This window comes from Paraburkholderia sediminicola (assembly GCF_046027825.1).
Lineage (GTDB): Bacteria > Pseudomonadota > Gammaproteobacteria > Burkholderiales > Burkholderiaceae > Paraburkholderia > Paraburkholderia sediminicola_D.
On the sequence record NZ_JAQQDU010000003.1, the window covers coordinates 148,906 to 163,753 of the forward strand.

Annotated in this window: 16 protein-coding genes; 15 read left to right on the top strand and 1 reads right to left on the bottom strand. The window is 61.3% G+C overall.

The features are described from left to right. Positions 1 to 2: 2 nt before the first annotated feature. From PQQ96_RS02940 to PQQ96_RS02995, 12 genes are all read left to right on the top strand, one after another. Entirely contained in the window at positions 3 to 713 is a 711-nt protein-coding gene (locus PQQ96_RS02940) for an ABC transporter ATP-binding protein (protein ID WP_408288516.1), read from the top strand. Further along, positions 710 to 1,576 carry a branched-chain amino acid ABC transporter permease gene (locus PQQ96_RS02945; RefSeq protein WP_408288518.1) on the top strand — a complete coding sequence of 289 codons (867 nt, stop codon included), beginning with the start codon at positions 710 to 712 and terminating at the stop codon, positions 1,574 to 1,576. The genes PQQ96_RS02940 and PQQ96_RS02945 overlap by 4 nt, the downstream gene beginning before the upstream one ends. 9 nt (positions 1,577 to 1,585) lie before the next feature. Then, positions 1,586 to 2,680, top strand: coding sequence for a branched-chain amino acid ABC transporter permease (locus tag PQQ96_RS02950; protein WP_408288521.1), 1,095 nt, complete (start codon positions 1,586 to 1,588; stop codon positions 2,678 to 2,680). A gap of 8 nt (positions 2,681 to 2,688) precedes the next feature. After that, a complete protein-coding gene (locus tag PQQ96_RS02955) occupies positions 2,689 to 3,552 on the top strand; it encodes an intradiol ring-cleavage dioxygenase (protein ID WP_408288523.1) in 864 nt (287 codons plus the stop codon). 12 nt (positions 3,553 to 3,564) lie between these two features. Next, positions 3,565 to 3,933 carry a Rieske (2Fe-2S) protein gene (locus PQQ96_RS02960; protein ID WP_408288524.1) on the top strand — a complete coding sequence of 123 codons (369 nt, stop codon included), beginning with the start codon at positions 3,565 to 3,567 and terminating at the stop codon, positions 3,931 to 3,933. Then, entirely contained in the window at positions 3,930 to 5,051 is a 1,122-nt protein-coding gene (locus PQQ96_RS02965; RefSeq protein ID WP_408288526.1) for a porin, read from the top strand. Before PQQ96_RS02960 ends, PQQ96_RS02965 begins: the two co-directional genes overlap by 4 nt. Positions 5,052 to 5,519: 468 nt before the next feature. Beyond that, positions 5,520 to 5,816, top strand: a complete 297-nt coding sequence (locus PQQ96_RS02970) for a hypothetical protein (RefSeq protein ID WP_408288528.1) — start codon at positions 5,520 to 5,522, stop codon at positions 5,814 to 5,816. Positions 5,817 to 5,918: 102 nt separating this feature from the next. Further along, a complete protein-coding gene (locus PQQ96_RS02975) occupies positions 5,919 to 6,197 on the top strand; it encodes a YciI family protein (RefSeq protein WP_408288531.1) in 279 nt (92 codons plus the stop codon). 370 nt (positions 6,198 to 6,567) lie between these two features. Beyond that, complete coding sequence (locus PQQ96_RS02980) at positions 6,568 to 7,161, top strand: GlcG/HbpS family heme-binding protein (RefSeq protein WP_408288534.1); 594 nt, start codon at positions 6,568 to 6,570, stop codon at positions 7,159 to 7,161. A gap of 37 nt (positions 7,162 to 7,198) precedes the next feature. Then, positions 7,199 to 8,410, top strand: coding sequence for an acetamidase/formamidase family protein (locus tag PQQ96_RS02985; RefSeq protein WP_408288537.1), 1,212 nt, complete (start codon positions 7,199 to 7,201; stop codon positions 8,408 to 8,410). Between the two features lie 98 nt (positions 8,411 to 8,508). Continuing rightward, positions 8,509 to 9,798 (top strand): MFS transporter, encoded by a 1,290-nt coding sequence (locus PQQ96_RS02990; RefSeq protein WP_408288539.1) that lies wholly within the window; start codon positions 8,509 to 8,511, stop codon positions 9,796 to 9,798. A 158-nt stretch (positions 9,799 to 9,956) separates the two neighbouring features. Further along, positions 9,957 to 10,886 (top strand): fumarylacetoacetate hydrolase family protein, encoded by a 930-nt coding sequence (locus tag PQQ96_RS02995; protein WP_408288542.1) that lies wholly within the window; start codon positions 9,957 to 9,959, stop codon positions 10,884 to 10,886. Positions 10,887 to 11,073: 187 nt separating this feature from the next. On the opposite strand, the gene PQQ96_RS03000 is transcribed toward PQQ96_RS02995, so the two are convergent. Beyond that, entirely contained in the window at positions 11,074 to 11,949 is an 876-nt protein-coding gene (locus tag PQQ96_RS03000) for a helix-turn-helix transcriptional regulator (RefSeq protein WP_408288545.1), read from the bottom strand. A gap of 150 nt (positions 11,950 to 12,099) precedes the next feature. On the opposite strand from PQQ96_RS03000, the gene PQQ96_RS03005 reads away from it, so the two are divergent. The 3 genes from PQQ96_RS03005 to PQQ96_RS03015 all read left to right on the top strand — a co-directional run bounded on the left by PQQ96_RS03005 (position 12,100) and on the right by PQQ96_RS03015 (position 14,847). Next, a complete protein-coding gene (locus PQQ96_RS03005; RefSeq protein ID WP_408288547.1) occupies positions 12,100 to 12,756 on the top strand; it encodes a c-type cytochrome in 657 nt (218 codons plus the stop codon). Positions 12,757 to 12,871: 115 nt separating this feature from the next. Next, on the top strand, positions 12,872 to 13,663 hold the full coding sequence (locus PQQ96_RS03010) for an alpha/beta fold hydrolase (protein ID WP_408288550.1): 792 nt from the start codon (positions 12,872 to 12,874) through the stop codon (positions 13,661 to 13,663). Between the two features lie 116 nt (positions 13,664 to 13,779). Next, the gene (locus PQQ96_RS03015) at positions 13,780 to 14,847 is read left to right on the top strand and encodes a porin (RefSeq protein ID WP_408288552.1); all 1,068 of its coding nucleotides are present in this window, start codon (positions 13,780 to 13,782) and stop codon (positions 14,845 to 14,847) included. The last annotated feature ends 1 nt before the right edge of the window (position 14,848 follow it).

Below are 14,848 nucleotides of genomic sequence, written 5' to 3' on the forward strand. Positions count from 1 at the left end.
CCATGTCGACATTACTGGAGACACACGCGCTCAGCGCGTTCTACGGCGACTTCCAGGCGCTGTTCGGCATCGACGTGACGGTCGCGCCCGGTGAGGTGATCGCACTGATCGGCTCGAATGGCGCAGGCAAGTCGACCTTCCTGAAATCGGTGGCGGCCCTGCTGCGTCCGCGTGCCGCCGGGCAGATTGTGTATCGCGGCGAGCCGATCGGCGGCTCGGCGGCGGCCAGCATCGTCGGCAAGGGCATTGCGCTGGTGCCGGAAGGGCGGCGTCTGTTCGCGAGCTTGTCCGTCGAAGAAAACCTGCTGCTCGGCGCATTTTGCAAACGGCCGGGGCGCTGGAATCTGCAAAGCGTCTACAAGCTGTTTCCGGCGTTGCAGGAGCGGCGTCATCAAGCGGCGACTGCGTTATCCGGCGGGCAGCAGCAGATGGTGGCAATCGGCCGCGCGCTGATGAGCAACCCCGATCTGCTGATGTGCGACGAACTCTCGCTCGGCCTCGCGCCAGTCATCGTGCGCGAGATCTATGCGGCGTTGCCCGAGATTGTCGCGGACGGCATGAGCGCAATCGTTGTCGAGCAGGACGTGCAACTGGCGCGCCGTGTGTCGTCGCGTTTCTATTGCTTCCAGGAAGGGCGCGTCTCGCTGGCGGGTGTCTCGGCCGACGTGTCGGACGAAGCGATCACGCAAGCCTATTTTGGAGCGGTCGCATGAACACGTTCATCAATATCGTCGTGCAGGGCGTTCTGCTCGGCGCACTGTATGGGCTCTTCGCGATGGGCCAGTCGCTGGTGTTCGGCGTGATGCGACTCACCAACACCGCGCACGGCGACTTCATCGTGTTGCTGGCGTTCGTGCTGTTCGCCCTGACGACCTACGCGCATGTGCCGCTCGCCATATCGCTGGTGCTGCTGCTCGTGATCGCATTCGGCGCGGGTTATGCGGTGCAGTACGCGATCCTCAACCGGGTTAGTAGCCGCGATCCGTTGCCGTCGCTGATCGTCACGTTCGGCTTGTCGATTGTGATCCAGAACGTGCTGCAACAGGTGTTTTCCGCCGATCCCCGTTCGGTCGCAACGGGCAGCTTCGAGTCGCAGAGCATCACGCTCGCGGGCGGCGTGACGTTGGGCTATCTGCCGCTCGTCACGCTGGCGGCGACCGTTGCGCTCGCCTTCGCCATGCAGTGGCTGTTCGGCCGCACGCCGCTGGGCCGCGCGTTTCGCGCCACCTCCGACGACCGCGAGATCGTGCAACTGATGGGTGTCTCTTATCGCCGTACCTATGCGCTCGCAATGGGTATCGCGTTCGTGCTGATCGCGGTCGCCGCCGCGCTGTATTCAATGCGCACCGCGGTGTCGCCGACCGATGGCCCGGCGTTGCTGCTGTACGCGTTCGAAGCAGTGATCATCGGCGGGATGGGCTCGTTCTGGGGCACTTTCGTCGGCGGCATGGTGCTCGGGATTGCGCAGCAGGTGGGCTTTTACTTCGATCCCGGCTGGGGTATCTGGCTCGGCCACGTGGTGTTTCTCGGCGTGCTGGTGGCCCGGCCGCAGGGTTTGCTGCCCAAAACCGCATAGAGGCGCGATATGACGATGCATATGAACCGGCCCAGAGAGGGCTTCGAAGTACGGCGCGCGACCCGTGCGAGCCGCGTGGCGGTGATCGTGCTGCTGATCCTCGCGCTGGCGGTGGCGAGCGCGCCTTGGTGGGCCGGGCGCGATGCGATGCGCGACTTCGTGCAGCTCGCGTCGTACCTGGTGTTCGCGTTGATGTGGAATCTGCTGGCGGGCTATGGCGGCATGGTGTCGATCGGCCAGCAAGCGTTCTTCGGCATCGGCGGCTACGGGATGCTGATTCTCGCGAACTACTGCGGTATTTCGCCGTTTGTTGCGGTGCCGATCGCGGCGATGATCGCAACGGTCGTGGCAATTCCGGTATCGCTGGTGGCGTTCCGGCTGGAAGGCGGTTACTTCGCCATCGGCACATGGGTGATCGCGGAAGTGTTCCGGCTGACGTTCGCGAACGTGTCGGCGCTTGGCGGCGGCTCCGGCACCAGCCTCACCGCATTGCAGGACGTGCCACGTGCGCTGCGCGAATCGCTGACGTTATGGCTTGCTTTGGCCATCGTCGCGGCGGCGATCGGGCTGCTGTATCTGTTCCTGCGCTCCAAAGCCGGTCTCGCCTTGACCGCGATGCGCGACAACGCGGTGGCAGCCAGCAGCCAGGGCGTTGATGTGAAGCGTGCGCGGCTGCTCGTCTACCTGGTGTCCGCGTGCGGCACGGCGTTGGCCGGTGGCCTCTATTTCGTCGGCAACCTGCGTATTTCACCGGACGCGGCCTTCTCGGTGAACTGGACCGCGTTCGGTATTTTTATTGTGATGATCGGCGGTCTCGGCACGCTTGAAGGGCCGATTGTCGGCGCGCTGATCTTCTTCTTGCTGAACCAGTTCCTGTCGGACTTCGGCACCTGGTATCTGATCGGACTCGGTGCGCTGGCGATCGTCGTGACGATGTTCTTTCCGCAGGGGCTGTGGGGCTTCGTGTCACGTCGCTACGGTCTGCAATTATTCCCCGTGGGGCGGCGCGTCGTGTTTGCGGACGCAGGAGCTTCACAGCAAGATTCACCGCACGATGCATCGACCGATTCCGTCGATGCGCCGTCGGCTCCCCACCGCGCATGAGGTCGACCATGAACGACGCAACTATCCATCCGCTGACGCAGACCGTACTCAAGACCTTCGCCGGCTGCACCGATCCCCGTCTGAAGCAGATCATGACCGCGCTGGTCAAACATCTGCATGCCTTTGCCAACGAGATCGAACTGACCGGTGACGAATGGCGTCGCGGCATCGAGTTCCTGACCGCGACCGGCAACAAGTGCAGCGGTATCCGCCAGGAGTTCATTCTGCTGTCGGACACCCTTGGCCTGTCGATCATGGTCGATGCGATCAACCACGGGCGCGGAGGCGATACCACCGAGAGCAGCCTGCTTGGCCCGTTCTATCGCGAAGGCGCAAAGGACGAAGCGTTCGGCGCCAACATCGCGCGCACCGAAGGCGAGCCGGCGCTGATTCACGGCCGCCTCGTCGACGAGCGTGGTGCGCCGGTGGCCGGCGCGCTGATCGAGGTGTGGGAAACGGCGAATAACGGCATGTACGAAGGCCAGGACCCCGATCAGCCCGAGAGCAATCTGCGCGGCAAATTCCGGTCGGGGCCGAACGGCGAATATGCGTTCAGAACCATCAAGCCCACCAGCTATCCGATTCCGACCGATGGTCCGGTCGGACAGATGCTGCTGGCGACCGGACGTCATCCGATGCGGCCCGCTCATGTTCACTTCCTGATCGAGGCGCCTGGCTACGAAACGCTCACGACCGCGCTGTATTCCGCCGGTGACCCCTATGTCGAATCTGACGCGGTGTTCGGCGCGAAACCGTCGCTCGTCATTGACTACGTGCCGAACGACAGCGAGGCTACGGCGAAGGAGTGGGACCTGCCGAGCCCGTTCTTCGAAGTTCAGCGCGACTTCGTGCTGAGTCAACGACACGCGTGAGGAGGCCACGTCATGAACGCGGCAAGTCCCGAACCTCGAGCAGGTTTTTTGTGCACGCTCGACGACATTCCCGATGGCGGCGCGCTGGAAATCGCCGCAGAGCAAACCGGCGCACCAGGCATCGTCGTATTACGCCGGGGCGAGGACGCCTGGGCCTATCGCAACGTCTGCCCGCACTTTTCGATTCCGCTGAACTACGAGCCGAACACGTTCTGGGCTTACGACGCCGAATTGCTGATGTGCGCACATCACAGCGCGATGTTCCGTTTCGAAGACGGCTTGTGCATCGACGGCCCATGCCAGGGTGCCGCACTTACGCGTATTGCCATTCGTATTGAACAGCGAAACATATTCAACAACGACGGAAGGGGACAGGCATGAAGAAGACGAAATCGAAGCGCATTTCGATAGCAGGCTGCACGGTCGCGTTGATGGCGCCGGGTTTTGCGAGCGCCCAAAGCAGCGTGACACTGCAAGGCGTGATCGACGCGGGCGTGACGTATGTGAACAACCAGCATGGAGGCGCCGCGACGCTGTTCGACAGCGGCGTGCTATCGCCGGATCTGCTGACCTTCAAAGGCAGCGAAGACCTGGGAGGCGGCAACAAGGCGATCTTCGAACTCACGTCGCAGTTCGATCTGGGCAGCGGCGCGACGATTCCGGGCGCGGGGCAGCTTTTCAACCGCACAGCGCTCGTCGGACTCACCAACGAGCGCGTCGGTTCGCTGACATTCGGCAACCAGTACGACTTCATGTTCGAGACGCTGACGCTCGGCCTGTATGACGGCGCGTTCCTGTTCGGCGGGATCTACGATTTTCGCCAGGGGCCGTTTGCCGCGTTGGGCGTGCCGAACAATCCGACCGGCTCGTTCGATTTCGACCGGATGGCGGGCGCGACGCGCGTGGCGAACTCGGTCAAGTATCGCAGCCCGGATATCTCAGGATTCACTTTCGGCGCGCTCTATGGGTTTGGCGGTGTGCCCGGTTCGTTCTCCGAAGACTCGACGATGAGCTTCGGTGCGAACTACGCGAATGGTCCTTTCGGCGTGGGGGCGGCGTACGTCGAAGTGAAATATCCGCAACTGGGCAACGGTCACGACGGCATCCGCAACTTCGGCGCAGGCACGCACTATAACTTCGGCAGTGTGCTGGCGATGCTGCTGTACACGAATACGAAAAATACCGCGAGCGGCGCGACGATCAATGTCTACAAGGGCGGCGCGGCGTGGACGATCTCCGGGGCCTGGACCCTTGGTCTCGACTATACGTACATGAAAGGCAACGACGTGCTGCTGGACAACAAGGCACAGCAAATCACCACGGCGCTGCAATACAACTTCTCGAAACGCACCACCGGTTACGTTGAAGCGATTTATCAGCGTGCGGGCGGCGACGCGGCAGTGACGCAGGCGTGGATCAACGGTTTGGTACAACCGGACGGCGCGGCGAGCAACCGGTCGCAAACGCTTGCGCGCATTGGTTTGCGCACCAGCTTCTGAGGCCGGGAAAGCCGTCTTCCGGTCGATACCGACGGTTGTCCGAAATTCGAAAGTGGTTGTCGCCCGTGCCTTCTCATGGCCGACTACATTGACTCCTTCGCGTAAAACAGTTGGTCTCAGCGCCGGTGGCCGGTTGTGGCAGCGGCCGACATTCCATTCTTGAACAGGGTTAGGCATGCAGGCCGTCGGCAGGACGGTCTGCGTCATCATCGGCGCAACGGGCGACATCGGCAGGGCAACAGCGTTGCATCTTGCCGATACCGCTGCTGGTGCACGATCGTCGTGACTCGCCATGCGGATTTGCAGGTTAAAAAATCGGAGCATCCGGTAAACCATAGGACGAGGCGCGCACCAGGTTCGGTCCCGATGGACTGATACTGCATCAGCTTTTGTCGTAGAGGTCATTCCTCTGTCCAGGTTATTCGGGAGATGCCGTCCATGATTCAACTTCGCTTCGCGTCCCGGAAGGTGATCGCGACCTTCTGTTTTACTTTTGCGCTGCTTGATACGGCCACTGTGTTCGCTCAGTCGTCCGATGCGCTCACCGCGCCAGCGTCCGGCGCCGCCGCTGCGTCCACGCCGAAGCAGATTCGCAAGGCGCAGCGCAAGGCCGCCCGCGCCAGGAAAAATGCCGATCTCAAAGTGCTTGAGAAAAATGGCTATCAGCCAGGTGGTGATCTGACCAGCTATCCACAGAACTTGCAGGACGCGGAGCGCAAGACGGCACCTAAGCCAGTCAATGCAACGCCCGCTTCCGGGCAATGAAGCGATTGACACGATTAAAGCAATGAACACGACGACAGGATTCCTTGTGCTGCCCAGCAGGCGCATACCAATCCTGTCTGACTTCGATAGGAACTGTACATCATGCATTGGATCGTTTACTGCACCGATAAACCGGGTGCCTTAGCCCTTCGCGAAGCCAACACGCCGCAGCATCGCGCGTATCTGGAGAGTGGGCCGATCACACTGGTCACATCCGGTCCCCTGGTGGACGACATAGGTGAGAACAAGATTGGCAGCTTCTTTCTGGTGGAAGCGCAAACGCGCGGCGAAGTCGAGGCATTCAATCGCAACGACCCGCTTTTTGCCGCTGAGGTGTGGGACGAAATCAGAATTCACCGCTTTCATCGCCGGGTTGGGTGAACGATTCACGACCGGCGTGTGCCGAAGCGCCGCGAGATGCGGCGCTTCTTGTTTGACGATGTCCGTCCGATCCTGAAACGGAGCCTCGCGGCCTGGTGCAGCGCCTGGTTCGAGTCATCTCCACCTGGTTAGAGCCCCGGCAGTTGATACGGCAGATCCGTTTCGAGAGGGACGGCGCGCGCCTGGTCAGGGTGCCAGTTTGTATGTCAGTTAGCGTGCCAATCGCTCAGAGCGCGCCACACGCACGGTGCGCGTGACTTCTACAAACACGCTGGGATTAATCGGACTCGTCGGTAAGTGCGCGGGCTTTTCGGTTATGGCGTGCGAACTATCGAGACGTACGCTTCAGGTTGAAACGAGTCGCGCAGTCATGCCGCTCGGTAACAAAGAGGAGACGAGTGTGAAGTTCAATAGTCCGTTTCGGTTGATGAGGGCGGCAGCGGTCGTGTCGCTTTGCTCGCTGTGTGTCGTCGGCGCACAGCGAGCCGTCGCGGCCGATCAGGCACCCACGCAGGAAGAGGGCGCGGTGGTCAGAGCCTATTCGCTGAGCTTGACTCAGGCGATGAAGCTGATTGATACCGGCATCGCCGAGGCTCGTGCACATCATGTCGCGCTGAGCTTCGCCGTGGTGGATCCGGGTGGTCATCTGATCGCCGCGGCGCGCATGGACGGGGCGCCTTTTGCGAGCCTCGACTTCGCGCGCGGCAAGGCTTTCGCCTCTGTCGCGCTCGGCGGACAGTCAGGGGCGACGCTGGAACAACGCTTCAGGGATGATCCCTCGGAGTACAGCAATGTTTCCAGCGCCGGCTATTACGCGCCATTTCTGCCCGGGCGAGGCGTGCTGCCGATTTTTTCCGAAGGACATCTGCTCGGCGCACTGGGTGCGAGCGGGGCGCCCTCTGACATAGATGAACAGATGGTCAAGGGCGCGATTGAATCGATCGGCGCATCGACCGCACGGTGATTCAGGCCGATGCATCGATAACAAATCAGGAAACCCTATGAAAAGCGAGACACAGACACAGCATGATGCCCAATCCGTCGTCACGGAGAGCGCATCGCAGGCGGGTAGCGCGACGACGCTGGATGCAACCGCCCATTGCCGTCGCACGATGCTTAAGCTCGGTTTCGGCGTGCTGGCTGCCGGCGCGTTCGGGTTGCCGCGCGCGGTCCGTGCGCAAAGCACGGCAACGGCTGGGCAAACCAGTGGACTGACTTCTCCGGACGGCGCACTCGTCAGGCTCGTGCCTTCGGAAGAGACCGTCCGTGTAGGTCAGATGGAGCCGGACACGCCGGTCGCCGCTGCCGTCAAATCGGGCGACACGGTGTGGTACGACGGTACGTGGACCAACTGGGGGAATGAAGCGAAGTACGGCATGACGTTCAAGGAGCGCGAGCCGATCCGCAAGAAGTATCCGAACGGCGCGTTCTCGCTGATTGGCCCGGTCGTGGTGGAGGGCGCCGAGGCGGGCGATCTGATCGAGTGCCGGATGCTGAGTATGCGCCCGATCGATTGGGGCTGGAATTCGGCGCCTCCGGGCGTCGGCGCGCTGCCGCATGATTTCAAGCCCTACCTGCGCTATCTGAAGTTCGACAAGGAGCGCACCGCGGCCGCGTATGTGCCCGGCGTCAACATTCCATTGAACCCATTTCAGGCGTATATCGGCACGCAGCCGCCAGGCGATAAGCCGGTTAGCGCGAACCTTGCCGGCAATTACGGCGGCAATCTGGATTGCGCCGTACTCGGTATCGGCACATCGATCATGCTGCCGGTTCATGTGGCGGGCGGCCGCGTCTGGACGGGCGGCTCGATGGGTGCGTCAGGCGAAGGCAACGTCGACCAGACCTCGATCGAGACGGCCTTCGAAGAAATGCGCATTCAATACGTGCTGCACAAGCGTGCGGCACTGAACGTGCCGATGGCGGAGGCACCGGACCACTGGATCGGCTTCGGTTTTGCCGACTCGCTCGACAACTCGCTGGTGGCATGTCTGCGGCAGATGATCGGCTGGCTCTCCGCCGCGACCGGCATTGCGCCTGAGGACTGCTACGGCATCTTCAGCGTGGCGGGCAGTTTTCGCGTCACGCAGTACGCGAACCAGACCGCCACGGTGTACGCGACGATTCCGCCGAAGGGCATCCACTGCATGCTGCCCAAGAACATCTTTTCGGCGGCCCTGCAGCAGCGTATCTCGACGTTTACACGAACCTGACAGGTTTATTCCGGACTCGGGGCGGTTGATTCTGGCGCGCCGCCGCCGGTCCCGCGCGGCTCGCGTGCGCTGCGCGCGAGTTGCAAGGAGATGATTTGATGGATGCGAAAGACAAGCAGGTAGCGACGCCCGGCGACCCAGGGCAGAAGCAGGGTTCTGGCTGGTTGTGGGCCCTGCTGGTGTGTTTTCTGGTGATTGTGCTCGACGGCTTCAACACCACGTCGATTTCGTTTGTCGTGCCGAAGCTGGCGAATGATTGGAGCCTCGCGCCCGCGCGTTTTACGCCGGTATTCGTGGCGACGAATATCGGCGCGGCAATCGGTTTCATGATCAGCGGGCCGCTTGCACAGCGGTTCGGCAACCGGCTCATCGGTCTCGCGAGTGTCGTGCTGTTCGGCGGGAGCACGCTCGTGACGATGTTCACGGCTGACGTCGTCAGTCTGTCGGTCCTCCGCCTGATCGCGGCCATTGGGCTGGGCGGCGCATTGCCGATCGCCATTACCGCGTCGGCCAGCATTATTGGGTCGAAACACAAAGTGGCGGCGTCGCTGCTGGTGACGACCGGCATGTCGGTGGGCGCGGTGATCGGCGGGGTGACGGGCGGCCCGCTGATGAGCGCGTTCGGCTGGCAGTCGATCTTCGTGGTTGGCGGTGTGCTGCCGTTCTGCCTCGTGCCCGTGTTCTTCAGGATTCTGCCGGCCGAGGGCAAGGCGAGCGCGAGCAGCGCAGCCGTGCGGACGTCCAACCCGTTCAAGGTGCTGTTCAAGGAGGGACTCGGCCTCTATACCTGCTTGCTGTGGGCATTCTCCTTTCTGATCTTCACGGACGTTTATGCGTTGCTGTTCTGGCTGCCCACGCTGCTGCCCAACTTCGGTTTTGCGCCGGATCATGCATCGGTCGGCATGGCCGCCTTCAGCATTGGCGGATTGGGCGGCAACATCCTCATGACAGTGGCCGTCGCGATGATGACGATCGGCGGCCAGCTCCGCTTGAAGTCGGCGCTGACGCTCGGGGGCGTGCTCATGATCCTGAGCATCGTCGTGCTGAGCCAGATTGCCGTCGCACCTGGCATCGCGCTGCTGCTCATCGCCGTGATCGGGGCCGGTCTCGTCAACGGCATCATGGGGCAGACCGCACTCGCGGTTTCGTTCTACCCCGCTCAAATACGCGCGACCGGTGTGGGTTGGGGCCATGCGGTCGGGCGAGTCGGTTCCTTCGTCGGCCCGGCGATTGGCGGTGCCCTGCTGTCGATAGGCTGGCCCGCACGCGAGATCGTCCTGACGGCTGTGCTGCCCGCGGTGGCTGCGATTCTTGTGCTCGGCGCGCTGGCGTTGGCCGGTCGCAGAAGCGCATGCGATTTCGGCAGTAACGCGGTGGCAGAGCACTAAGCATCCACTAAATATCTGCTGCGATTCAACGCCCGCCGGCTTGCTGCCAGCGGGGTAGGGGCGCGCGCTCTGCGGGGCCTTCGGGGCGCCCGTCAGTACGCAGGCTCGCCAATCCAGATTTCAATTTCCTGCTTTTTCTTTACGGATAGACCACGATCATGAAAATTATCGCTTACGCAGATGGCGACCAGATCGCGCTGGGTGTCGTCACCAGCCCGACGCATTTCCTGGCCATTGCCGACATCGCGCCGGATTTGCCGACCACCCTGATTGCGATTCTCGAGCAGGAGGACGGTCTGGCACGGCTCCGGCAAGCCGCGCTAGGCCGGAACGGAGCCCACTTGCTCGCCAACGTCACGCTCAAGCCGTTTCTCGAGCGGCCGAATGCAATCTGGGCATTGGCGCTGAACTTCAAGAGCCATATTGCCGAGACCGGTCTGCAGACCTCGCTGGAGTTCCCCCACCTGTTCATGCGTACGGCCGCCTCCTACGTGGGCGGTAACGAACCGATCATCGCGCCGCCTGAAGCGATTGCACGCGCTTTCGACTATGAAGGCGAACTGGGCGTCGTGATCGGCAAGCCTGGCCGCTTCATTCCGGTGGAGCGGGCCATGGAACACGTGGCGGGTTACACGTGTATCAATGAAGGATCCGTGCGCGAATATCAAATGCACAATCGCCAGTTCGGTCTCGGCAAAAATTTCGAGGCGTCCGGTTCGTACGGGCCATGGCTGATGACGGGCGATGAGTTCGGCGACCCCGCGACGCACTCGGTCCTGACGCGCGTCAACGGTGTCGTGCGGCAACGTGCGCCGCTGGACGACATGCTGCTGGATGTGGCGAAAGTGGTTAGCTACCTGAGCCAGGGGTACCGCTTGCGGCCGGGCGATTTCATTGCAATGGGCACGCCCGGCGCGCTGAAGCCGCAAGCCGATGACAAAGAAGGTCAGGATCTGAGCCGTCAATACGGGCCGTTTCCGACGCCTGGTCTCGTTCACATGCGGCCTGGCGACTGCGTCGAGGTCGAGATCGACGGACTCGGCGTGCTACGCAATCCGGTGGTGGCCGACACGTCTTACGCGGGATAAACGTGGTAGCCACGCGACCCCGTGATCGTTGCGTTCAGGGCCACGCCGCCTTTCGCGGTGGCGTGGCACACCGTCTCGCGATTGCGTGATTGGGTGATTGGGTGATTGGGTGATTGGGTGATCGGTGGACTTGGGGCGTAGACGAGGCGCCCCTCCATGTATGAAGAATCGCGCTGTCGTGACGACGTTATGGTGTTTCGGTACGCAGGCTGACGGAGTGCCGGCGAAACTCACTGGGCGGAACACCCATGTGCTGAGCGAAAAAGCGCGTGAAATGGCTATGTTCTTCGAACCCCAGTTCGGTGGCGACATCGGAAAGCGGTTTGTTGCTGGCGCCGAGCAGGTGAATGGCATGAGACATGCGCACCCAATCGATGTAGTGCTGGGGCGAAATACCCATGCAGCGACGGAACTGCTCGAAGAACCGTGAGCGCGACAGCCCGACCTGAGCCGCAACCTGCGCGACCGTGGGATTGGCGACCGGTGCGTGCTTGATGAAGTCGAGTGCCTTGCGAATACGGAAATCGACGGGCCTGCCGGACGGCGTCATGCCCGCGGTCAGTACCGGATCCGCGAAATCGCGGCCCAGCGCGGTTATCAGGTCTTCAAGAATATGCATGCAGCGATCGTCCTCGGCCACCAGATGATTCGTGATGGCCGCTGCGATCCGGTCTACATGGTGGCGCACGTCCGGCGTGACGACCACGGCGGGCTGCGGAAAGATGCTCGCGGTTCCGCCGTCAGCCAACTGCAGTCGCGTTCGCAACCATGGTGCTTCGATGACGAGCGAAAGAATCAACGACGGTGCGTCGTTGCTGCTGCTTTTCGCGTGCTCAACCCATGGATTCATACAGATTGCGCGCTCATCAGTGAGCATGCAGTCTTCGCCTTCGATGCGGAAATGGCAATCGCTGCCCCCGAGTTTGAACAGAAACTGGTATTGCGAATGGGCATGCGCGACAAGCGGGCGGCTGATGAGATTCACCGTCGCGCGGCCGAAGTGGCCTTGCAGGATCCAGACGGGTTTGTCCGCGTCGTGCGGTACGGTCGTGATGCTCAACATGTCTCCTTGCGGAAACGCCACCTCAGTCCTGCCGCAGCGCTTCCAACCAACAAAAACCAGACTCAACGGTAAGCAGCGGGATTCTGCTGCAAGGACGCAAACCGTTGATTCGAATAGGCTTCACTAAACCAAATGCGAGGAGACACGTCAATGGGTAGAAACGCTTTCAAACGAGGCATGACGCGCCGTGCGGCGCGCGCGGCGCTGGTCGCCGGCATGCTGCTGGGCGCCGCGGGCGTCGCACGTGCCGACAATCTTCAGATACGTATCGGAGAACTGACGACCCAGCGCTGCGCGGCCTGTCACGGCGTCGACGGAAACAGTACGGTCGGTACCTATCCGCGCCTGGCTGGCCAGTATCAGGAGTATTTGTATAAACAGCTCACGCAGTTCAAGGGTGGCCCGGGTGTGCCGCCGTTGCGGCACAACGCAATCATGCAATCGATGGTGCAAGACCTGACGCCAGACGAGATGAAAGCGCTCGCGGCTTTCTACTCGGCCCAGAAGCCTGCGCAGGGTGCGGCTTCAAATCCCGCCCTCGTCGATGCCGGAAAACTGATCTATACCCATGGCGGCAAGGACGGCGCGCCCGCGTGCATTTCATGTCACCGGGCGGCGGGAGCCGGTATCGAACCGGATTTTCCGCGCATCACCGGCCAGCACGAAGAGTACGTCGAAACGCAACTCCACGCATGGAAGAGCGGTGCGCGCGGAGGCAAGGGAAAGCTGATGAGCCTGATCGTGCCGCTCCTGAGCGATGACGAAATAGCTGCCGTTTCCGCGTATGTTGCAGCGCTCAAGCAATAAAAATTCGGACGATCCGGCAAGTCGGCATTCGTTTCGGTCAGGTCTGTTGGTGGCAGTGGCCATATAGTGAGTACCACGATGAGTGCAGGAAAACGCTGAGATCAGGAGGAGACACATGCGATATTTCGAACGCGAAGGGATCAGGTTCGGCTACAACGAAACCGGTCCAACTGACGCACCGATTGTGGTGTTCAGTCACGGATTTCTGATGGATGGTGAGATGTTCCGGCCGAACGTCGCCGAACTCAGCAACGCGTTCCGGTGCGTCGTGTGGGATCAACGGGGATTCGGCGCGACCGGCCCAACGGACAAGCCGTTTAGCTACTGGGACTCGGCGAGAGACCTGATAGCGCTGCTCGATCATCTGGAGGCGGCGTCGGCGTCGCTCGTTGGCATGTCGCAAGGCGGCTTTCTCTCGATGCGGGCCGCGCTGCTCGAACCCGATCGCTTTCGGGCGCTCGCACTGATATCGACACGAAGCGATGTCGATTCCGAGGCAGTTCAACAATCGTTCGAAACGCTCAAGCGGGAGTGGGCCAGAAATGGTGCCGCACACGTGGCTGCGGACCTGTCGGCGTTCCTGCTCGGCGTCGACTTTGAAGCCTCGCCTGTGTGGATCCGGAAATGGATGGCGCTGGCTGCCGAGCATTTCGAGCATCCTGTGGATGCGCTGATTTCAAGGGACGACATCACACCCCGGCTTCACGAGATCACCCATTCGTCGATTGTCTTCCATGGCAGCGACGACATTGCCATCAGCCCGCGTTGCGGCGAATCGCTCGCTTCCGGATTGCCGAACTGCAAAGGTTTTGTACTTGTGGACGAAGCGGGCCATACCCCCAACCTGACTCACGCTGAACGGGTCAATCCCGCGCTGCGGGACTTCCTGATGCGCTACGCGCGTTAGTCAGGTTCGCGGCCGGTGCAAGATCTATCAGCGGCCGCGAAACAAACCATAACAATTAGTATCACTAATTTAATGCGCGAGCGAATTTACATTTAACAGAGTGATGGAGACCAGGGATGTACAGGAAAATAATTGCCGTTTTGGCCGCTTCTCTCGTGATGGTCGAAGCTCATGCGCAATCGAGTGTGACCTTGAGCGGAATCATCGACGGCGGCGTCAGTTTCACGAATGGCGTAGGCGCCGCTGACAAGAACCAGTGGGCGTACGGCCAGGCGAATCTGGTCGTTAGCCGGCTGATCTTCTCAGGCGTGGAGGATCTCGGGGGCGGGACGGCCGCGCTGTTCAAACTCGAGTCGGGTTTTCTGTCGGGTTCCGGGAAGAGCACCAACTCGGGCCAGCCGACCACGGCGGGCAACTTCCTGTTCGATCGCGGCGCATGGGTGGGATTGAGAAAAGACGATCTCGGGACGCTTTCGTTCGGCCGCCATTACACCCCATTCATCGAAGTGCTCTATCGCACGGACGCCAGCGGTTTTGAGAATTTCGGCTCGGTGGCAAACACGGTCTTTCAGACGCGCACGGGTTTCAACGGCTTTCAATACACGTGGGCCAACAACTCGGTCAAGTATCAGACGCCGACGATCTATGGCCTGAGCGCCAGCGTATTGAACAGCTTTGGCGGGACTGCAGGTGATTTCCAGAACCAACGGGAGGTGTCGGCCGCGTTGTACTACGCGCTGGGACCCGTATCCATGAGCGCTGGCTATATCTCGGGCAACGACCCGACCGGCCTGACCGATCAGACGGTAGCGAGAGCCTACACCGTATTCCTTGCCTATACGGGTAGCGTGTTCAAGGCGAGTTTGAATTTCCAGAACTTTAAGGACCCGGCAACCGGAAGCAGTCAAGACTACTATTCTGTCGGCGGCCGGTACGACATCACCCCCGCGTTCAGACTTGTTTCCGACTATACGTATCTGGCTGACAGGGTGAACAGCGAACGCAATGGGGCCTTCTTCAAACTTGGCGTTCACTACCTGCTGTCCAAATCGACGGATCTGTACACGGAGGTGGGGCTGTCCAGGAACAATGCTCAAGGCACGCTCGGGATCTCAAGCACTTCACCAGCTAGCGCCGGGATCAACCAGCGCTCGGTCGTGACGGGCATGATCCACTATTTCTGAG